The 21,080-nt window shown below is 32.3% G+C and carries 25 protein-coding genes and 2 other annotated features; of the genes, 23 read left to right on the forward strand and 2 right to left on the reverse strand.

The annotated features are described in order from the left end of the window. The first annotated feature begins 2 nt into the window (after nt 1-2). The 6 genes from SBL16_RS03920 (at nt 3) to SBL16_RS03945 (ending at nt 5,912) form a co-directional block, all read left to right on the forward strand. Nucleotides 3-815, forward strand: a complete 813-nt coding sequence (locus SBL16_RS03920; RefSeq protein ID WP_016930842.1) for an inner membrane protein YpjD — start codon at nt 3-5, stop codon at nt 813-815. A gap of 30 nt (nt 816-845) precedes the next feature. Further along, complete coding sequence (hemC, locus tag SBL16_RS03925) at nt 846-1,778, forward strand: hydroxymethylbilane synthase (protein WP_107611725.1); 933 nt, start codon at nt 846-848, stop codon at nt 1,776-1,778. Between the two features lie 26 nt (nt 1,779-1,804). Continuing rightward, nucleotides 1,805-2,485, forward strand: coding sequence for a uroporphyrinogen-III synthase (locus tag SBL16_RS03930; protein ID WP_107613833.1), 681 nt, complete (start codon nt 1,805-1,807; stop codon nt 2,483-2,485). Continuing rightward, entirely contained in the window at nt 2,475-3,449 is a 975-nt protein-coding gene (gene hemB / locus SBL16_RS03935) for a porphobilinogen synthase (RefSeq protein WP_107611727.1), read from the forward strand. Before SBL16_RS03930 ends, hemB begins: the two co-directional genes overlap by 11 nt. 22 nt (nt 3,450-3,471) lie before the next feature. Then, the gene (hemL, locus tag SBL16_RS03940; RefSeq protein WP_107611728.1) at nt 3,472-4,755 is read left to right on the forward strand and encodes a glutamate-1-semialdehyde 2,1-aminomutase; all 1,284 of its coding nucleotides are present in this window, start codon (nt 3,472-3,474) and stop codon (nt 4,753-4,755) included. A gap of 80 nt (nt 4,756-4,835) precedes the next feature. Continuing rightward, nucleotides 4,836-5,912, forward strand: a complete 1,077-nt coding sequence (locus SBL16_RS03945) for an AbrB family transcriptional regulator (RefSeq protein ID WP_317952822.1) — start codon at nt 4,836-4,838, stop codon at nt 5,910-5,912. Between the two features lie 127 nt (nt 5,913-6,039). Here the strand turns inward: SBL16_RS03945 and SBL16_RS03950 are convergent, their stop codons facing one another. After that, on the reverse strand, nt 6,040-6,594 hold the full coding sequence (locus tag SBL16_RS03950) for a DNA-3-methyladenine glycosylase I (protein ID WP_107611730.1): 555 nt from the start codon (nt 6,592-6,594) through the stop codon (nt 6,040-6,042). Between the two features lie 56 nt (nt 6,595-6,650). Beyond that, nucleotides 6,651-6,869 (forward strand) — a binding site (T-box leader). A 43-nt stretch (nt 6,870-6,912) separates the two neighbouring features. Between SBL16_RS03950 and SBL16_RS03955 the strand changes: the two genes are divergently transcribed. The 5 genes from SBL16_RS03955 to SBL16_RS03970 all read left to right on the forward strand — a co-directional run bounded on the left by SBL16_RS03955 (nt 6,913) and on the right by SBL16_RS03970 (nt 12,758). Beyond that, the gene (locus SBL16_RS03955; RefSeq protein ID WP_317952824.1) at nt 6,913-9,543 is read left to right on the forward strand and encodes a valine--tRNA ligase; all 2,631 of its coding nucleotides are present in this window, start codon (nt 6,913-6,915) and stop codon (nt 9,541-9,543) included. 11 nt (nt 9,544-9,554) lie between these two features. Continuing rightward, complete coding sequence (locus tag SBL16_RS03960; RefSeq protein ID WP_107611732.1) at nt 9,555-10,817, forward strand: bifunctional folylpolyglutamate synthase/dihydrofolate synthase; 1,263 nt, start codon at nt 9,555-9,557, stop codon at nt 10,815-10,817. Nucleotides 10,818-11,009: 192 nt separating this feature from the next. Next, on the forward strand, nt 11,010-11,705 hold the full coding sequence (locus SBL16_RS12180) for a prepilin peptidase (protein WP_411861519.1): 696 nt from the start codon (nt 11,010-11,012) through the stop codon (nt 11,703-11,705). Between the two features lie 15 nt (nt 11,706-11,720). Then, nucleotides 11,721-12,407, forward strand: coding sequence for a RadC family protein (gene radC, locus SBL16_RS03965; RefSeq protein ID WP_317952826.1), 687 nt, complete (start codon nt 11,721-11,723; stop codon nt 12,405-12,407). Between the two features lie 96 nt (nt 12,408-12,503). Next, nucleotides 12,504-12,758: a hypothetical protein gene (locus SBL16_RS03970; protein ID WP_233667952.1), complete on the forward strand. Its 255-nt coding sequence runs from the start codon at nt 12,504-12,506 to the stop codon at nt 12,756-12,758. 56 nt (nt 12,759-12,814) lie between these two features. Here the strand turns inward: SBL16_RS03970 and SBL16_RS03975 are convergent, their stop codons facing one another. Continuing rightward, a complete protein-coding gene (locus SBL16_RS03975) occupies nt 12,815-12,994 on the reverse strand; it encodes a hypothetical protein (protein WP_053016712.1) in 180 nt (59 codons plus the stop codon). A gap of 168 nt (nt 12,995-13,162) precedes the next feature. On the opposite strand from SBL16_RS03975, the gene SBL16_RS03980 reads away from it, so the two are divergent. From SBL16_RS03980 to queA, 12 genes are all read left to right on the forward strand, one after another. Beyond that, nucleotides 13,163-13,639, forward strand: coding sequence for a DUF4930 family protein (locus SBL16_RS03980; RefSeq protein ID WP_053018225.1), 477 nt, complete (start codon nt 13,163-13,165; stop codon nt 13,637-13,639). 80 nt (nt 13,640-13,719) lie between these two features. Continuing rightward, a complete protein-coding gene (locus tag SBL16_RS03985) occupies nt 13,720-13,842 on the forward strand; it encodes a hypothetical protein (RefSeq protein ID WP_011275568.1) in 123 nt (40 codons plus the stop codon). A 196-nt stretch (nt 13,843-14,038) separates the two neighbouring features. Beyond that, nucleotides 14,039-14,875 (forward strand): rod shape-determining protein MreC, encoded by an 837-nt coding sequence (gene mreC, locus SBL16_RS03990; RefSeq protein WP_053016710.1) that lies wholly within the window; start codon nt 14,039-14,041, stop codon nt 14,873-14,875. Continuing rightward, a complete protein-coding gene (gene mreD, locus SBL16_RS03995; protein ID WP_317952834.1) occupies nt 14,875-15,384 on the forward strand; it encodes a rod shape-determining protein MreD in 510 nt (169 codons plus the stop codon). Before mreC ends, mreD begins: the two co-directional genes overlap by 1 nt. 46 nt (nt 15,385-15,430) lie before the next feature. Further along, nucleotides 15,431-15,507: a sequence feature (ribosomal protein L21 leader region), on the forward strand. A 13-nt stretch (nt 15,508-15,520) separates the two neighbouring features. Next, the gene (rplU, locus tag SBL16_RS04000; RefSeq protein ID WP_107611738.1) at nt 15,521-15,829 is read left to right on the forward strand and encodes a 50S ribosomal protein L21; all 309 of its coding nucleotides are present in this window, start codon (nt 15,521-15,523) and stop codon (nt 15,827-15,829) included. Nucleotides 15,830-15,832: 3 nt separating this feature from the next. Beyond that, the gene (locus SBL16_RS04005) at nt 15,833-16,153 is read left to right on the forward strand and encodes a ribosomal-processing cysteine protease Prp (protein ID WP_037536746.1); all 321 of its coding nucleotides are present in this window, start codon (nt 15,833-15,835) and stop codon (nt 16,151-16,153) included. An 11-nt stretch (nt 16,154-16,164) separates the two neighbouring features. Next, nucleotides 16,165-16,449 carry a 50S ribosomal protein L27 gene (rpmA, locus tag SBL16_RS04010; protein WP_011275573.1) on the forward strand — a complete coding sequence of 95 codons (285 nt, stop codon included), beginning with the start codon at nt 16,165-16,167 and terminating at the stop codon, nt 16,447-16,449. 152 nt (nt 16,450-16,601) lie between these two features. Next, complete coding sequence (gene obgE / locus SBL16_RS04015) at nt 16,602-17,894, forward strand: GTPase ObgE (RefSeq protein ID WP_317952837.1); 1,293 nt, start codon at nt 16,602-16,604, stop codon at nt 17,892-17,894. Nucleotides 17,895-17,905: 11 nt separating this feature from the next. Continuing rightward, nucleotides 17,906-18,361 carry an ACT domain-containing protein gene (locus SBL16_RS04020; protein WP_037536739.1) on the forward strand — a complete coding sequence of 152 codons (456 nt, stop codon included), beginning with the start codon at nt 17,906-17,908 and terminating at the stop codon, nt 18,359-18,361. 12 nt (nt 18,362-18,373) lie between these two features. Next, nucleotides 18,374-18,979, forward strand: a complete 606-nt coding sequence (ruvA, locus tag SBL16_RS04025; RefSeq protein WP_107611741.1) for a Holliday junction branch migration protein RuvA — start codon at nt 18,374-18,376, stop codon at nt 18,977-18,979. A 52-nt stretch (nt 18,980-19,031) separates the two neighbouring features. After that, nucleotides 19,032-20,027, forward strand: a complete 996-nt coding sequence (gene ruvB / locus SBL16_RS04030) for a Holliday junction branch migration DNA helicase RuvB (RefSeq protein WP_037536735.1) — start codon at nt 19,032-19,034, stop codon at nt 20,025-20,027. A 12-nt stretch (nt 20,028-20,039) separates the two neighbouring features. Beyond that, nucleotides 20,040-21,065, forward strand: a complete 1,026-nt coding sequence (gene queA / locus SBL16_RS04035; protein ID WP_053016707.1) for a tRNA preQ1(34) S-adenosylmethionine ribosyltransferase-isomerase QueA — start codon at nt 20,040-20,042, stop codon at nt 21,063-21,065. Nucleotides 21,066-21,080 lie beyond the last annotated feature (15 nt).

The raw sequence follows: 21,080 nt of genomic DNA on the forward strand, positions 1-21,080 counted from the left end.
ATATGCAAGAGACCCTGTTTATTAGATTTCATGAAATAATATTAATTATATATTTAATTAGTATTCTCTGTTATTTTATAGATTTCGTTAAAAAGAGTCATAAAATTAGAGAATTAGGAATTTATACATTAGGGATTGTTTGGATATTGCAAACAATCTCTTTGTCTGTTTATATCACTTCGCATAATGAAATTCCGTTGAGTTCATTATTTGATGTATTTTTCTTTTTATCATGGATAATTATATGTATAGCACTGGTTTTAAATGTAGTTAAAGTATTGAGTTTTTCAGTATTCTTTCTCAATGTTATCGGATTTATATTATTGATGATGAATACTTTTCAACCTGAACATTATTCAACAAATGTGCAACGCATTGCAGTTATAAATGAATTGTTATTAGTGCATATAGGCTTAGCGGTATTAAGTTATGCTCTTTTTGCACTAGCTTTTGTAAATTCACTACTTTATATTATTCAATACCGCAATTTAAGGGAGAAGAATTTTGATCAAAAATACTTTAGAATTGGTAGCGTAGCCACACTTGAAACGGTTGTGTTTTATTCATCTTTAAGTGGTTTCATTATTTTAATTTTGAGTGTTATTTTAGGCGCACAGTGGGGTGTCTATGCAATTGGACATAGTATTTTTGCTGACCCTAAAGTAGTACTATCTTCTATTATTACAATTTTTTACGCTATTTATTTACTAAGTCGAATTAATCGATGGTTTAAAACAATTTATTTAATTTACTTTAATATTATGTTATTTTGCTTATGCATGATTAATCTATTTTTTACAACACATTTCACTTAAATTTTCAAATGTCATTAGGAGGCAACATATATGCGCAAATTGGTTGTAGGCTCACGTAGAAGTAAGCTTGCCTTAACTCAGAGTCAACAATTTATAGATAAGTTAAAAGCGGTGGATCCAACACTTGAAATAGAAATTAAGGAGATTGTCACTAAAGGTGACCGCATCGTAAATAAACAATTATCTAAAGTGGGCGGTAAAGGACTATTTGTTAAAGAAATCCAACAAGAACTTTTTGACAAAGAAATTGACATGGCAATACACTCACTTAAAGATGTACCAAGTATCATTCCTGAAGGTTTAACACTAGGTTGCATACCTGATAGAGAAGTTCCATTTGATGCTTATATTTCTAAAAATCATATACCTTTAAATGAATTACCAGATGGTAGTATTATTGGTACGAGTTCATTAAGACGTGGTGCTCAAATTTTATCTAAATATCCAAACTTAGAAATAAAATGGATAAGAGGAAATATTGACACTCGACTAAAAAAATTAGAAACAGAAGATTATGATGCAATTATTTTAGCTGCTGCAGGACTTAGACGTATGGGTTGGTCAGATGATATTGTAACGACTTATCTGGACAAAGACATATTATTACCAGCTATTGGACAAGGTGCATTAGGTATAGAGTGTCGCAGTGATGATGTCGAACTATTGGAATTATTAAGTAAAGTTCATAATCAAGCAGTAGCGAATTGTGTTACAGCTGAAAGAACATTCCTTTCAGCTATGGATGGTAGTTGTCAAGTACCTATTGGAGGGTATGCAACTAATAAGGAGAATGGTGAAATTGAATTTACTGGGTTAATTATGACTCCAGACGGTACAAAGAGATATGAGCACACAGAAGTTGGTACAAATCCTGTTGCTTTAGGTGAAACAGTCGGCCGTGTTTTAAAAGAACAGGGTGCTTATGAAATAATCAAAAAACTAAATGAAGAACAAGCGCATTAAACCAAATTATTGAGGTGTAATGAAATATGAAACCAGTTGTAGTTATGACGCAATCGAGTGAATTTAATAGTGATTTAGTGGAAATAATGCATAAGCCATTTATAGAAATTCAATCACTTGAATTTGATACTCAAGTTTTGCATCATGATTATGACTGGATTATTTTTTCTTCTAAAAATGCGGTTCGCATATTTTATAAGTATTTAAATCAATTAGATGTTAAATATGTAGCTGTCATTGGACAGAAAACTGCCGAACTTTGTGAAGCGCTTAAAATTAATGTTGATTTTATACCCAATGACTACTCTCAAGAAGGATTTTTGAATCAGTTTAAAAAGGATCAACAAAGCATTCTCATACCAAGTAGTGCTGAAGCGCGTCCCAAACTCCAACATACATTAGCACAAAACAATATAGTGACTAAAATCGATTTATATAAACCTATTCCTAATGATAGGAATATTAGAGAAGTCATTCAATTGATAGAACATCACAAAGTTCATGCGGTAACATTTTCAAGTTCTTCTGCAGTAAAAGCGTATTTAAGGCATGACGTTCCTTGTGGTTTTGATAAGTATGTTGCTATTGGGGCTCAAACTGCTAACACATTACGAAAGAACGGTTTCAAGCCATTAATAGCTAATAAACAAACTTCGGAATCACTTATAAATAAAATTATTGAAAGTTGGTATAATAATGAAATTTGATAGACATAGACGATTACGCTCATCAGAGTCAATGCGTAATTTAGTTAGAGAAAACCATGTTAGAAAAGAAGATTTAATTTATCCAATATTTGTAGTTGAAAAAGATAATGTAAAAAGTGAGATTAAATCACTTCCAGGCGTTTACCAAATTAGCTTGAATTTATTAGATGATGAAATAAATGAGGCATATGAACTAGGTATTAGAGCAATCATGTTCTTCGGTGTACCAAATTCTAAAGATGACGTAGGTTCTGGTGCATATGATCATAATGGTATTATCCAAGAAGCAACAAGAAAGGCTAAAGAATTGCATAAAGATTTATTAATTGTAGCAGATACATGTTTATGTGAATATACAGATCATGGTCATTGTGGTGTTATTGATGATCATACTCATGATGTAGATAATGATAAATCATTACCTTTACTTGTTAAAACAGCTATCTCACAAGTTGAAGCGGGAGCAGACATTATCGCACCAAGTAATATGATGGACGGTTTTGTTGCAGAAATTCGTCAAGGTCTAGATGATGCCGGTTATTACAATATTCCAATTATGAGTTATGGTATCAAATATGCATCAAGTTTCTTTGGTCCATTTAGAGATGCAGCTGATTCTGCACCCTCTTTTGGTGACAGAAAGACTTACCAAATGGACCCAGCGAATCGTTTAGAAGCATTTCGTGAACTTGAAAGTGACTTAAAAGAGGGCGCAGATATGATGATAGTAAAACCTGCGCTAAGTTATTTAGATATTGTAAGAGACGTTAAAAACAATACAAATATTCCTGTTATTGCTTATAACGTAAGTGGTGAGTATGCAATGACAAAAGCAGCAGCACAAAATGGTTGGATAGATGAAGAACGTGTCGTTATGGAACAAATGGTTTCAATGAAACGTGCAGGTGCAGATATGATTATTACTTACTTTGCGAAAGATATTTGTCATTACTTAAATAAATAATTAATTTTAGGAGGATTTTGATATGGGTTACGAGAAATCGATTGAAGCGATGAAAATCGCTGAAAATTTAATGCCAGGTGGCGTTAATAGTCCTGTAAGAGCATTTAAATCTGTAGATACACCAGCGATTTTTATGGATCATGCAAAAGGATCAAGAATTTATGATATCGATGGTAACGAGTATATTGACTATGTATTAAGCTGGGGACCTTTAATTCTAGGACATAAAAACGAACAAGTTATAAAAAAATTACATGAGGCTGTTGATAGAGGAACAAGCTTCGGAGCATCTACCTTAGAAGAAAACAAACTTGCAGAATTAGTAATCGAACGCGTACCATCAATTGAAAAAGTGCGTATGGTTTCATCAGGAACTGAGGCAACGTTAGCAGCGTTAAGATTGGCTCGTGGTTATACTGGAAGAAATAAGATTATAAAATTTGAAGGATGCTATCACGGTCATAGTGATTCCTTATTAATTAAAGCGGGTTCTGGTGTTGCAACACTAGGATTACCAGACTCACCTGGTGTCCCAGAAGGTACTGCTAAGAATACGATTACAGTTCCGTATAATGATTTAGAAGCGATTAAAATTGCTTTCGAAAATTATGGAGATGATATCGCTGGAATTATCGTAGAACCAGTTGCTGGTAATATGGGCGTTGTACCTCCTAAGGATGGCTTCCTACAAGGGTTACGTGAGATTACAAATGACTATGGTGCGCTATTAATATTCGATGAAGTCATGACAGGTTTCCGAGTAGGGTACAATTGTGCGCAAGGTTACTTTGGTGTTACACCAGATCTTACATGTTTAGGTAAAGTTATTGGTGGTGGATTACCAGTAGGTGCGTTTGGTGGTAAAAAAGAGATTATGGACAAAGTTGCTCCAGTTGGAAATATTTATCAAGCTGGAACATTATCCGGGAATCCATTAGCAATGATGAGTGGTTACGAAACTCTAAGTCAATTAACACCTGAATCTTATGAGTATTTCCAAGAATTAGGTGATATCTTAGAAGAAGGACTTAAAAAAGTATTTAGCAAACATAATGTCCCAATTACTATAAATCGAGCTGGTTCTATGATTGGATATTTCTTAAATGAAGGCCCAGTAACTAACTTTGACGAAGCAAATAAAAGTAATTTAGAATTGTTCAGTCAAATGTATCGTGAAATGGCTAAAGAAGGCGTATTCCTACCACCTTCTCAATTTGAGGGAACATTCTTATCTACAGCACATAGTAAAGAAGACATTGAAAAAACAATCCAAGCATTTGATACTGCTTTAAGTCGTATTGTATAATGTTATGAAATAGAATGAGGTTAGGACTTTCAACTCGATGACGTCTTAACCTCATTTTTAATGAAAGAAGTGGCTGCATAATGAAAAATGTATGGATCAATAACTTTATTCTATTAGTAACTGCTATTGTTATAAGTCTGTTATTACATGTTGCGCACGTTCTTTTACCATTTATGTTCGGTCCGATTATTGCATCGATAATCGTCATTAAAGTATTTAAATTAAAAGTTAAATGGCCATTTTGGCTTAGTCAAATTGGATTGATTCTATTAGGGGTGCAAATTGGATCAACATTTACGTCTGAAGTGTTGCGTGATATTAAAAATGATTGGTTGATAATTGTTGTTATTACACTATTACTAATAGTTTTATCTCTATTGATCGCCTTCTTTTTCAAAAAAATTGCAAGAGTAAACACTGAGACAGCTATATTAAGTGTCATTCCAGGTGCTTTAAGTCAAATGCTAATTATGGCAGAGGAAAATAAAAAGGCAAATATTCTCGTAGTGAGTTTAACTCAAACGTCTCGCGTTATATTCGTCGTGATATTAGTACCCTTAATTTCTTATTTCTTTAGTAGTAATAGTGGAAATGAAACAACTTCTATTAAATCACCTCCATTAACGGAAGTACTAAACTTATCGCAAGTAATACTATTAATGTGTTGTATTGCAATCATTTATAGTCTTATGGCTAAAGTCAATTTTCCAACTAAGCAATTATTGGCTCCTATTGTCGTATTAGTAATATGGAATTTAACTACACATCACACATTTACATTAGATAATTATATTCTTGCTTCTGCACAAGTGATTTATATGATTAGAATTGGATTGCAGATTGCCAATTTACTTTCCGATTTAAAAGGTCGAATTGCCGTAGCAATCATTTATCAAAATGTCTTTCTAATCATTGGTTCATTTATCATGGTATATATTGTGCACATATTTACAAATAATAATATTAATGAGTTGTTTTTGGGTGGAGCGCCAGGAGGAATGAGTCAAATTGTTTTAGTTGCTATGGCAACTGGGGCAGATGTGGCTATGATTTCTAGTTTCCACATATTTAGAATCTTTTTTATTTTATTTGTAGTAGCGCCTATCATTGGCTTTTTCTTACGTGGCGGTATATCAAAATTTAATCAAAAAAGATAGGTTGTGTCATGTAAAGTTTAAGCGTTAGTAACTCTAATATTAAAGAGGGTTGATAAAACCTTCTACTTACAATTACTTTTCGACTTATTTCTTAAATTGCACTCTATGACACAACGTACATAAATTTTTATGAAGGTTTAGAAGGACATCCTTTCAAATGGGCATCATATAAACCTGCCGCTTCTAAAAATGAAAAAACAGTTACTGATCCTAAAAATTTAAAACCATATTTTTTTAAGTCTTTAGATAATTGCTTAGCACGATCATCAACAGTAATTCTTTCTGAGGCAGTCGTATAGTTCAAATCTATAGGTTGATGATTAACATAGGACCAAAGGAAATTACTAAAACTACCAAAGTCCTTTTCTATTTCAAAATAACCTTGTGCTTGTGATACAATCGCTTCTAACTTTTTACGATTATGAACAATGTTAGGAAATTCCATTAAATCATCAATATCTTTCGAAGACATCTGAGCAATTTTGCTTGGCTCAAAGTTGTGAAATGCTTGTTCATAAGATTGTTTCTTTTTTAAAATGGTTAGCCAAGATAACCCAGCATGTTGAGATTCTAAAGCCATTAATTTAAATAAGGCTTTGCTATCATATATAGGTTGACCCCAAACATTGTCATGATAATCTAAGTAAGTCGGGTCTTTTGTGCTAAATGCACATTCATTCATAAATATACCTCCAAGAGATTGACTTATCACGATTTCCATTATACTATAATTAAGTAATGAAATATATTATTGGGAAGAGTAAGTTTGAATGATAGCACAGAGAGCATATGGTCGGTGTAAATATGTATAACATTCAATCTGAAGGTAGCCCACTTGAACTTTTATTGAACCATTTATTAGTAGATAAAAGCGTGTTTGAGCGTTAATCAAATTAAGTGCAAGTATATTAATTTTTACTTGAATTTAGGTGGTACCACGGAACATCCGTCCTATATTATTTAGGAGGATGTTTTTTTAATTATTAGGAGGTTTTAATCGATGAATATGGAGCCTAAGTATAATCCACGCGAAGTTGAGGCTGGGCGTTATGAAGAATGGGTAAAGAATGATTATTTCAAACCCTCAGAAGACAAATCAAAAGAGACATATACAATTGTAATTCCACCACCCAATGTGACAGGGAAATTACACCTTGGACATGCGTGGGATACAACTTTACAAGATATTATTACGCGTATGAAACGTATGCAAGGGTATGACACACTTTATCTACCTGGTATGGACCATGCAGGTATTGCTACTCAAGCAAAAGTAGATGCTAAATTAAAAGAACAAGGCATTTCTCGTCATGATATCGGACGTGAGAAGTTCCTAGAACACGCTTGGTCATGGAAAGAAGAATATGCGTCATTTATACGCCAACAATGGGCTAAATTAGGTTTGGGTCTAGATTATAGCAGAGAGCGTTTTACTTTAGATGATGGGTTAAGTAAAGCAGTAAGAAAAGTCTTCGTTGACTTATACAATAAAGGCATTATTTATCGTGGTGAACGTATTATTAACTGGGATCCTGAAGCTAGAACGGCTTTATCAGATATTGAAGTAATTCATGAGGATGTGCAAGGTCATTTCTATCATTTTAAGTATCCTTACGCTGATGGTGATGGCTATATTGAAATTGCGACAACAAGACCTGAGACAATGTTAGGAGACACTGCCATAGTTTTTAATCCTAATGATGATCGCTATAAAGATGTAATTGGTAAGAAAGTTATATTACCAATTGTTGGTCGAGAGTTACCGATATTAGCTGATGAGTATGTTGATATTGATTTTGGTAGTGGTGCTATGAAAGTAACGCCTGCACACGATCCAAATGATTTTGAGATTGGTCAACGACATAGTTTAGAGAACATTATTGTCATGGATGAAAATGGTAAAATGAACGATAAAGCTGATAAATATGCTGGATTAGATCGATTCGAATGTCGTAAACAATTGGTTGAAGATTTAAAAGCGCAAGATCTAGTCATTAAGATTGAAGAGCATGTTCATTCAGTTGGTCATTCTGAACGCTCAGGTGCTGTTGTTGAACCTTACTTATCAACGCAATGGTTTGTAAAAATGAAACCATTAGCGCAACGTTCACTTGATAATCAAAAAACTGATGATCGTATCGATTTTTATCCACCACGTTTTGAGAACACTTTCAATCGTTGGATGGAAGAAATTAGAGACTGGACAATTTCAAGACAATTATGGTGGGGTCATCAAATACCTGCTTGGTACCATAAAGAAACTGGTGAAATTTATGTTGGTGAAGAAGCACCTAAAGATATTGATAATTGGGTACAAGATGAAGATGTTCTAGATACTTGGTTTTCTAGTGCATTGTGGCCATTTTCAACTTTAGGTTGGCCGAATATCGATGCAGATGATTATAAACGTTACTATCCAACTAATGCACTTGTAACTGGATATGACATTATTTTCTTCTGGGTTGCAAGAATGATATTCCAAGGTCTTGAATTCACTGACAGAAGACCATTCAATGATGTTTTACTTCATGGTTTAGTTCGAGCTGAAGACGGTCGAAAAATGAGTAAATCTTTAGGTAATGGTGTAGATCCTATGGATGTAATTGAAGAATATGGAGCAGATAGCTTAAGATATTTCTTGGCAACAGGATCATCACCTGGTCATGACTTACGTTATTCTACTGAGAAAGTAGAGTCTGTTTGGAATTTCATTAATAAAATATGGAACGGTGCGCGTTTTAGCTTAATGAATATAGGTGATGAATTTAAATTTGAGGATATCGATCTAACTGGAAACCTTTCATTAGCGGATAAATGGATCTTAACTCGTTTAAATGAGACGATTGAAACAGTTACTAATTTAAGTGAAAAGTATGAGTTTGGAGAAGTTGGCCGTGCGCTATATAATTTCATTTGGGACGAGTTCTGTGATTGGTATATTGAAATGAGTAAAATACCAATGAATGGTGAAGATGAAGCACAAAAACAAACAACACGTTCTGTTTTAAGTTATACACTAGATCAAATTATGAGAATGTTACATCCGTTTATGCCTTTTGTTACTGAGAAGATATGGCAAAGTCTTCCACATGAAGGTGAAACGATTGTGAAAGCATCATGGCCAAAGGTTAGGGAAGAGCTTGTATTTGAAGAAAGTAAGCAAACGATGCAACAATTAGTTGAAATTATCAAATCTGTAAGACAATCTCGTGTTGAAGTAAATACGCCACTTTCTAAAGCTATACCTATTTACATTCAAGCCAAAGATGAAAATATTAAAGCAACACTAATTGAAAATGAAGATTATATTCATAAATTCTGTAATCCTAGTGAATTAACGATTGATACACATATTGATATTCCTGAAAAAGCAATGACTGCAGTAGTCATCGCTGGTAAAGTTATATTACCTTTAGAAGGTCTAATTGATATGGATAAAGAAATTGCACGCTTAGAAAAAGAATTAGATAAATTACAAAAAGAACTTGATCGTGTTGATAAAAAATTATCTAATGAAAATTTTGTTAATAAAGCGCCTGAAAAAGTTATCAACGAAGAAAAAGAAAAACAACTACGTTATCAAGAAAAATATGATGGTGTGAAAAACAGAATTGAACAATTAAAAGCATAGGAGAATCGCCAATGAATTACCTAGAGAGTTTGTATTGGATACATGAGAGAACTAAATTTGGTATCAAACCTGGTGTAAAACGTATGGAGTGGATGCTAGATCGTTTGAATAACCCTCAATTAAATATTAGAGGCATACATGTTGGTGGTACAAATGGTAAAGGCTCAACTGTAGCTTACATTAGAGCCGCTTTAGTGGAAAATGGTTATGAGGTAGGAACGTTTACTTCTCCATTTATTGAAACTTTTAATGAAAGAATTAGCCTAAATGGACTTCCAATTACAAATGACGAGATTGTTGAATTAGTCGAAATAGTTAAACCAATTAGTGAAGCTTTAGAGCAGGAAACAGAACTAGGTGGTGCTACTGAGTTTGAAATTATTACAACAATGATGTTTGTATACTTTGGACAAATTCACCCCGTTGATTTTGTTGTAGTTGAAGCGGGGTTAGGTATAAAAAATGACTCCACTAATGTGTTTAACCCAATTCTCTCAGTACTTACAAGTATTGGATTAGATCATACTGATATTTTAGGTAACACTTATTTAGATATTGCAAAAGACAAAGGTGCCATTATTAAACCTAATATACCTGTGATTTATGCTGTTAAAAATGAGGTAGCATTAAAATATATTAGAGACCTAGCTGAAAGTAGTGAGGCTAAACCAATCGAATTAGACCGTGAGATTGTGGTTGTTTCACAAGACGATGAATTTACTTATCGTTATAAGGACTATGAGCTGGAAACAATTATTTTAAACATGCTTGGTGAACATCAAAAAGAAAATGCAGCGCTTGCAATCACTGCATTGATTGAGCTATATGAACAAGAAATTATTACGTTAGATTTTAATAAGATGATTGATGCTATTGAGAGTGTTAGTTGGACTGGTCGTATTGAACAAGTAAAAGAGAATCCATTAATCATTATAGATGGAGCCCACAATAACGAAAGTATTGAAGCTTTAATTGATACGATTAAGAATTATTATGATAACGAAAAAATGGACGTTCTTTTCTCGGCAATAAAAGGTAAACCAGTGCATGGCATGCTTAATAAACTTGAAGAGATCTCAAATCACCTATATTTCACTGAATTCGATTTCCCTAAAGCATTGACCAAAGATGAGTTGTCAGAACAAGTAAATTTAGAGCATATTGAATTTATTGATGATTATGTTTCTTTTATAAAAAATTATGAAGGCAATGGGTTATTAATTACAGGTAGTTTATATTTTATAAGTGAAGTAAAAAGTAAAACTGAATTTTAAATTTGAAATAGTATATCCCCGAGTCATTTAGGCTAACGTTGTACCTAAATGACTCGGGGATATTTGATTATCACTAAATTTTAGTTATTGATAATGAGAATAACATTTTTCTTAAATACTATTATATATTTATAAAATAAATAACATAACTCATTTACTTTCAAGGTGAAATAGTTATAATTAGTTTAGGTGATGCTAGTGTTATTAATATCTTATGTTTGTAGTGTTTTGTTTAGTTTTTTATACCATCTTACCAATACGAACAGTTTGAATTTGAATTATCTGGTTAGGCGTTCCAAGTGTGATCATTGCGGTCGTAAATTAGGTTGGTTCGAATTAATACCTATATTTAGCTTTTTTATTTTAAAAGGAAAATCTCATTGTTGTAGTCGAAAGTTAAAACGTCATTATATTTTTGGGGAATGCTTAGCCTTCTTAATTATCCCTTTAATAATTAATTTTGATACTAATGTACACTTCTCTCTGTTTATTACTACTTATTTATTTCTTCTTACAATGGCATTATATGACCATCAAACGTTAACAATTAATATAGTCATGATAATTCTATATACTATTGTATGTGCAAAAATCACGATAATTTATTTTTCAACTTTTATATTCTTCACTTTAATATTTCATCTATACTATTTTCTTTTTCCAAGACAAATAGGATATGGTGATATATTACTTTTAAGTATCTTATCTTGTTTTTTCCCTTATCACTTTTATTTGATATTTCTCCTTTATACGCTATTAATCGCTATTATAGTTTCTTCAATTTTATTAATAATGAAACAGCAAACTTATATTCCATTTGTACCATTCATGTTTATTGGTTTTATGATGACAAATTATTTATACCAGAACACGCTATTATACATTTAGAAAGGTTGATCTAGTTTGAGAATTAAAAGTATGGCAAAGTCTGAATTACCTAGAGAGCGTCTTATTCACAATGGAGCAAAAAGTTTATCCAATAGTGAGTTATTAGCAATTCTTATAAATACAGGAAGACACGGATTTTCAAGTTTAGATATTGCTAATGAATTAATGATTAGCTTTAATGGTTTGAAAGAACTAAAACATTTATCGATTAATGATTTAACTACAATTAAAGGAATTGGACTCTATAAAGCAGTCATCCTTAAAGCTGCTTTTGAATTAGGTGAAAGAATGTATGCTAGAGATTTTAATGAAAAAGTTAAGATAACATCACCAAGTGATGTATCTAATATTATGATGTCAAAAATGAAAGATTTGACGCAAGAACATTTTGTAGTACTTCTATTAAACTCTAAAAATATTGTGATAAAAGAAGAAACGATTTATAAAGGGACATTAAATTCTTCAGTAATACATCCACGTGAAGTTTTCAAAGCAGCTATTAGAGCATCTAGTAATGCGATTATAGTTTTACATAATCATCCTTCTGACGATGTCACACCTTCTAAAGAAGATATAGAAACAACAATTAGGTTAAAGGAATGTGGTGAATTACTAGGAATTCAAGTCCTTGATCATATAATTATTGGTGATCAAAAATATGCTAGTTTAGTAGAAGAAGGTTACTTTGACTTGAGTAATTAAGGGTATTATTTGTTTAAAATATTAGTAATCTTGTATAATTATGGTTGAAAAATTTTATAGAGGTGTATTATGACATTATTTTTAATAATAGGAATTTTGATACCAGTAGTTTATGTTCTAAGACTTACTATTAAAGAACATACAATTGGACTCAAAGAAATGTTCACGACAATTATATTATCTATGATGGGGATTGTCATATTTACTGTGATAGGTGTACTGATTAGCAGTCAAAATATTAATATAGCATCATTAATCTTTGCCTCGCTAATTACTGGGGTAATATGGGGACTATTATTATCTGGTGTATATAAATTATTTAACTATCTGACACATACATTTAAAAAATAAAACTAGCCATTGCAATATCAATCCTACAAGAATTGAGACTTGGCTAGTTTAATAATTTATTGAATATAGGCTGAAAGTACTTGGAAATTTTCCATAATCCAAAGTATGCCTTGATATCCTAAATATAATCCTAATACTATTAAGGCTGCAGATATTATAAATCTAAGAATTGCAAACCCAACTCTAAATAACAATATCACAAGTAATGCAATTAAAATGATACTTACAATACTCATTATCAACACTCCTCATGAATATCCATAAACGATAATATAACCTTATTATAAAGCATCCAGGATTAATTTGGAATCATACTTTAGTACAGAGCATTATCATGCTAAAGACTGATGTTGATATAATGTTGTTCTATTATAATGATAAAGATTACTATTGGAGGGTATTTAATGCGGTTTTTTCTTAGTATTATAAAAAATATTATTGCAGTTATAGCTATTATTTGTATTATATATTTTGCATTAAAATACGCACCATTTCTAAGGGACCAAGATTGGAATCCGATAAATCATTCTATAAACAATGAGCAGTTGAATAACTCACCAAACAATTTAGATCGTCCTCATAACATATCAACAAATGGTAAGCGTTATGTGCTTGAGGATAATGATATTTTACAAAATATCCCGGCAAGTCAAACTAGAAATGTATTTAAATACATAGATAAGAAAGAGTTTATGGCGGTATCAGGCTTAGGAAGAATGGGATATAATGACAATTACATTGCTGGACAACGTAATGACGAATTCATTATTTATAAATTTGGTAGTGATCAGATAAAAGTATATCGAACTGAAATAGAAATGGAACAAGATTTGAATGCACTTGGTCAATATATTGAATTAAAGCCTTTTGATGCATATTAATTAAGTTTTCATAATTGAACTAGTTTATTTTCTACGTTATGGTTAAGTTATAAACTATATTTCAAAGGTTGGTGTGATACATGTCTGAACAATCTAAAGAAAAACAAGCAAATGAACAAGCAAAAGCACAAAATCTTTTCGCTAAATGGAGAAAAGATGAAAAACTTTATAGTGACGATGATAAAAAGGATAAAGATAAATAACTAAATTGAGTTCATACTGAGTTTATTAAGATTAGGTACCACTAGCTATTTGACGCATTGCGTAATAGTTGTGCTATCTAATCTCTTTTTTATTCAAAGATGTTGATATAGAATGAACTTAGTGCTTTATTTCAAACAACGAGTAATATAAAATAATAAAGGATGATTTAAATTAGAATTTGTAGAGGTGTTATGAGTGCAAAAGTTTTTTAAAAATAACAAATTAATTGTTGTTTTTTGTGCTGTTATAATTTTTATTGCACTGATTGGTTTGTCCATAAGGTCACATACACAATCACCTCCTGAACAATATGTGGGAGATTCTGTTTCTCTTGGGCAAAGAGTCGTGAGCTATCCTGTCAATTTTGTTACTGGAGCGATAAATAATCTTTTTAGCTCAAATAAAACAACTGACAACAAGAAAATAAAACAACTAGAGGCTAAAAATGAAAAGTTAGAAGCGGAAAATAAAGATTTAAAAAAAGAATTAGATATGACTGATATTTCTAAATATGATCCAATTTCTGGTGCTGTAATCGCTAGAAATGCTGACCAATGGATGAATACAGTAATCATTGATAAAGGAAATAAAGACGGTGTTAAATCAAATATGGCTGTTATGACAGCTGAAGGTTTAGTTGGAAGAGTAACGAAAGTTAACCAATTTTCAGCACAAGTAGACTTATTATCTACTAACACTAGAACAGGTAAATTGTCTGTTAACATTCAACACGATTCTAAAAATGTATTTGGCTTAATCGACCACTATGATAAAAAGAATCAAGAACTAGTCATTGGCAATATCAATAATAAAGATAAGATTTCAAAAGGCGATAAGGTTGTAACTAGTGGGTTAGCCGATCAATTACCAAGTGATTTATACATAGGTGAAGTGACCAAAGTTGAAAATGATGAGTACGGATTAGCAAAAGAAGTTAGAGTTAAAACAGGCGCTAATTTATCCGATATTAGCCATATATATATCGCCAAAAAAGATCCTGACAACGCTACCGATGAAAGCAGGGACAATTGATGAGAGTATTTTTGTACTTAATTGTTGGTGTAGTACTGTTTTACATTGACAGTATCATTGGACTTCTAATCCCAATGCATCTTGGTCATTTCGAGTTTAATTTTATTCCTCACTTAATTTTGTTGTATATATTGTTGATAACGATTTATCGTGGCTTTGGAATCGGATTAATATTCGCAATTCTGTTTGGAATCGTAACTGATGTATATGTCGGCAGTGTCTATGGATTATATATGTTTGGTTACTTAGCACTTGTCGTTATATTTGATAAATTTCTTAAAGTTTTTTATCGAGACTATACAACGATTTGTATTTTGAGTATTATTAGTATTATTGTTTTCGAAATTTACGTAGCAATTATTTATGCTGTGATTGGATTCGCTAATATTGATATAATCAATTTCATTTTATTAAGAATGATTCCAACTATTATATTAAATGTCATTTTACTTATTATACTTTTCCCAGTTTTTATAAAATTTATGAAAAAAACTCATATACAAGATTGACACCGGTATTTAGTAATGGTAAGATGAAATAGTTGAGTAGTTTTATAGCTACATACAACCGCTCAAATATAGGTTTAAGAACATTTTTAATGTCACCTATATATGGCGTGACTTATTAATATAGGAGGTGCAAAGTATGTTTGCTATTATCGAAACAGGCGGTAAACAAATTAAAGTAGAAGAAGGTCAAGAAATCTTCGTTGAAAAATTAGATGTTAATGAAGGTGACTCATTCACATTTGATAAAGTATTATTTGTAGGTGGCGATTCAGTTAAAGTTGGTGCCCCAACTGTTGAAGGTGCTACTGTTACTGCTACAGTTAACAAACAAGGTCGCGGTAAAAAAATCACTGTATTTACGTATAAACGTCGTAAAGACTCTAAACGTAAAAAAGGCCATCGTCAACCATATACTAAATTAACTATTGATAAAATCAACGTTTAATTTATGATTACAGTCGACATCACTATTAATGATAGTGGAAAAGTAACAGACGTTATTATGGATGGTCATGCTAATCATGGTGAATATGGACATGACATTGTTTGTGCAGGTGCGTCAGCGGTTTTATTTGGAAGCGTTAATGCAATTCTAGGTTTAACTTCTGAGAAACCAGACATTGACTATGAGGATGATGGAGGTCATTTTCATATTAGAAGTGTAGATACAAACAATGAACAAGCGCAATTAATTCTTCAAGCAATGTTAGTTTCTTTACAAACGATTGAAGATGAATATAATGAAAATATCAGATTAAATTACAAGTGAGGTGTATCCCGATGTTAAAATTAAACTTACAGTTCTTCGCATCTAAAAAAGGGGTAAGTTCTACTAAAAACGGTCGTGACTCAGAATCAAAACGTTTAGGTGCTAAACGTGCTGATGGTCAATACGTTACAGGCGGATCTATTTTATACCGTCAACGTGGTACTAAAATTTATCCTGGTGAAAATGTAGGTCGTGGTGGCGATGATACATTATTCGCTAAAATCGACGGCGTTGTTCGTTTCGAACGTAAAGGTCGCGACAAAAAACAAGTTTCTGTATACGCAGTAGCTGAATAATTTTGTCTAGTTAACACCAGAAGTGAATGCTTCTGGTGTTTTATTTTGTTTTAATATAAAAGCAGTAATTTTATAGTGTTAATTTTTCATGCTTTAATGGATAATGATATAATGTTGTCATTAAAGAACAAATCGTAAAAGAGGTGAGATATATGTTTGTCGATCAAGTTACAATATCTCTTAAAGCTGGTGATGGTGGTAATGGTATCACTGCCTATAGAAAAGAGAAATATGTTCCATTTGGAGGACCAGCTGGTGGCGACGGTGGTAAAGGCGCATCAGTTGTTTTTGAAGTAGATGAGGGATTAAGAACATTATTAGATTTTAGATACCAACGTCATTTTAAAGCTAAAAAGGGCGAAAATGGGCAAAGTAGTAATATGCATGGTAGAGGTGCAGACGATTTAGTGTTAAAAGTACCTCCTGGTACAATAATCAAAAGTGTGGAAACTGATGAAGTATTAGCTGACCTTGTTGAAGATGGCCAACGTGCTGTCATAGCTCGTGGTGGACGTGGTGGACGAGGTAATTCTCGTTTTGCTACACCTAGAAACCCAGCACCAGACTTTAGTGAAAATGGTGAGCCAGGTGAAGAATTAGATGTAACATTAGAGCTTAAATTATTAGCAGATGTTGGATTAGTTGGATTCCCTAGTGTTGGTAAATCAACATTATTGTCAATAGTTTCAAAAGCAAAGCCTAAGATTGGTGCGTATCATTTTACTACAATTAAGCCAAATTTAGGTGTCGTTTCAACACCTGACAATAGAAGTTTTGTTATGGCCGATTTACCAGGTTTAATTGAAGGCGCTTCAGATGGTGTTGGATTAGGACATCAGTTTTTAAGACATGTTGAACGTACAAAAGTGATTGTTCATATGATAGATATGAGTGGGTCAGAAGGTAGAGATCCATTTGATGATTACCAAATTATAAATAAAGAATTAGTAAATTATAAACAACGATTAGAGGATAGACCTCAAATTGTGGTCGCTAATAAAATGGATATGCCCGATGCACAAGATAATTTAACTTTATTTAAAGAACAAGTTGATGATAGCGTTACGATAATTCCTGTTTCTACAATTACAAGAGATAATATTGAACAGTTATTATACGCTATAGCAGATAAATTAGATGAAGTTAAAGATATTGACTTTAGCGTTGATAACGATGAAGAAATAGGTGTTAACCGTGTACTTTATAAACACACGCCTTCTCAAGATAAATTCACTATCACTAGAGACGACGATGGTGCGTATGTAGTAAGTGGTAATGCAATTGAGAGAATGTTCAAAATGACAGACTTTAATAGTGACCCAGCAGTAAGAAGGTTTGCTAGACAAATGCGTTCAATGGGTATAGATGATGCACTGAGAGAACGTGGCTGTAGTAATGGAGACATCGTTAGAATTTTAGGTGGAGAATTTGAATTTGTAGAATAGGAGTGCTAACAGTGGACAACAAAGATTATAAAAAGTTTTACTTGATACGTGAAGATGTCTTACCTGAATCAGTGGTAAAAACATTAAAAATTAAAGATGCTTTAAAAAATAATCCAGAATTGTCCATTTATGAAGCTGTTAAATTATTTGATCTTTCACGTAGTGCATTTTATAAATATAGAGAAACAATCTTCCCTGTAGATGAAAAAATGTTAGATCATCGTGAATTTACGCTTATTCTTTATGTTAATGATATTGTTGGGATGTTAGCGCAAGTACTTAATACGGTTTCTAAATTGCAATTATCTGTTCTTACTATACATCAAAGTGTACCAATGGAAGAGAAAGCTACGATAACATTATCACTTAGCGCAAAAGATACCACCATTTCAATTGATGAAATTATAAAGGCATTAAGAAATATTGAACATGTTTCTAAAGTTGAATTAATAAGTATGAGTATGTAAGGAAGGTAACGAATGTACGCTTATATTAGAGGTAAATTGACGCAATTATTTCCAACGCATGTAGTTGTTGAATCAATTAATGGAGTTGGATATGAAATTCAGACTCCAAATTCCTATCGATTTCAAAAATATTTGGAGAAAGAATTAGTAATTTATACATCTTTAATTGTTAGAGAAGATGCTCAGTTACTTTATGGATTTATTAATGAAGAAGAAAAAGATATGTTCTTAAGTTTAATCAAAGTTACAGGTATAGGTCCAAAGTCTGCATTAGCAATTTTAGCTACTAGTACACCAAATGAAGTTAAAATGGCAATTGAAAATGAGAATGATGCATATTTGACTAAGTTTCCAGGTATTGGTAAGAAAACTGCACGTCAAATTGTGTTGGATCTAAAGGGCAAAGTTCAAATTACAAATGAAACAACTGAGACACTTTTAAGCATCAATGAAGAAAATTCAAATAACGAAAAACTAGTTAAAGAAGCATTACTCGCCCTAGAGGCTTTAGGTTACTCAAAACGAGAAATTTCTAAAGTTGAAAAAGTACTCAACAAATCAACATTTGATTCTGTTGATGAAGCAGTAAAACTAGGACTAAAAACACTTGTGTCTTAAATTTGAAAAATCATATTATTTACAACTACTAATGTAACTGGGGGGAGAAATTATGGATGACAGAATGGTTGATCAATCTTTGCATAGTGAAGAAACTTCTTTCGAATTATCACTTAGACCAACAATGTTAAAACAATATATTGGGCAATCATCAATAAAGAACAACTTAGAAGTATTCATTAAAGCAGCTAAACTACGTGAAGAGCCATTAGATCATGTACTTCTATTCGGTCCACCAGGGTTAGGTAAAACAACACTATCAAATATTATCGCAAATGAAATGAACGTTAATATAAGAACTGTCTCAGGTCCGTCATTAGATAGACCAGGTGACTTAGCAGCAATACTATCTGGTTTGCAACCTGGGGATGTACTATTCATTGACGAAATTCATCGTTTAAGCAGCACCGTTGAAGAAGTTTTATATTCAGCGATGGAAGATTTCTTCATTGATATTATCATTGGAAAAGGTGATGAAGCTCGTAGTATTAGAATAGATTTGCCTCCATTTACGCTAGTAGGTGCGACTACACGGGCTGGAAGCTTAACTGGTCCACTAAGAGATAGATTTGGCGTTCATCTGAGATTAGAATATTATAATGAGAATGATTTAAAAGAAATTATAATTCGAACAGCAGAAGTGTTAAACACAAAAATTGATGATGAAAGTGCAACTGAGTTAGCTAAACGTTCACGAGGAACGCCTCGAGTCGCAAATCGTTTATTGAAACGCGTTAGAGATTTTCAACAAGTCAATGAAGATGAACAAATTTATATTGAGACTACGAAACAAGCTTTACAATTGCTTCAAGTAGATGCAGAAGGTTTAGACTACATTGATCATAAAATGATGAGATGCATCATTAATCAATATGATGGTGGTCCGGTAGGTCTTGATACTATAGCTGTTTCTATCGGTGAGGAGCGTATAACAATTGAAGATGTCTATGAGCCTTTTTTAATTCAAAAAGGATTTATAGAGCGTACACCAAGAGGTAGAAAAGCTACTGCATTTGCATACGAACATTTCAAAAATTTTAATAAATGAGGGATATAAAAAATGAATGTTGAGGAATTTGATTATGACTTGCCTGAATCATTAATTGCTCAGACCCCATTAAAAGATAGAGACCAAAGTAGATTGTTAGTGTTAGGTAGAAACAGTGGTAACATTGAACATAAACATTTTAAAGATGTCATTGATTACTTGGAAACTGGTGATACACTTGTCTTAAATGATACACGTGTTATGCCTGCACGATTATTTGGTTTAAAAGAAGAGACTGGTGCAAAAGTTGAAATGCTTATGCTTACTCGAATTGAGAATAATGATTGGGAAGTTTTACTTAAACCAGCAAAGCGAATTAAAGTGGGGAATAAGTTGTCTTTCGGAGAGGGTAAGATAATAGCTGAATGTATAGAGGAATTGGATCAAGGTGGACGTATCATGCGTTTGCATTATGAGGGAATTCTTGAGGAAAGATTAAATGAACTCGGTGAAATGCCTTTACCGCCATATATAAAAGAACGATTAGATGACCCTGACCGCTATCAAACTGTTTACGCTAAAGAAAGTGGTTCTGCAGCAGCACCAACAGCAGGGTTGCATTTTACAGATGAACTATTAGATGAAATTAGAGCAAAAGGTATAAATATTGCATTTATAACATTGCATGTTGGATTAGGAACATTTAGACCTGTAAGTGTTGAAGATATTAATGACCATGAAATGCATAGTGAATATTATCAAATGACCCAAGAAACAGCTGACTTATTAAATCAAACAAAAAAAGAAGGTCATAGAATCATTTCTGTAGGTACAACCTCAACAAGGACTTTAGAGACTATTCGTCGTGATTACAATGAATTTGTAGCTGTTAGTGGATGGACTGATATTTTTATATATCCAGGATTTACATATAAAGCTATAGATGGTTTAATTACTAATTTCCATTTACCTAAATCAACTTTAGTCATGCTTGTATCAGCATTTAGTAGTCGAGAAAACATTTTAAACGCATATAAAGAAGCTGTTAAACTAGAATATAGATTTTTCAGTTTTGGAGATGCGATGTTAATTATTTAATGAATGAGAGGTATT

This window comes from Staphylococcus sp. NWU MK-U1 (assembly GCF_033283505.1).
GTDB lineage: Bacteria > Bacillota > Bacilli > Staphylococcales > Staphylococcaceae > Staphylococcus > Staphylococcus haemolyticus.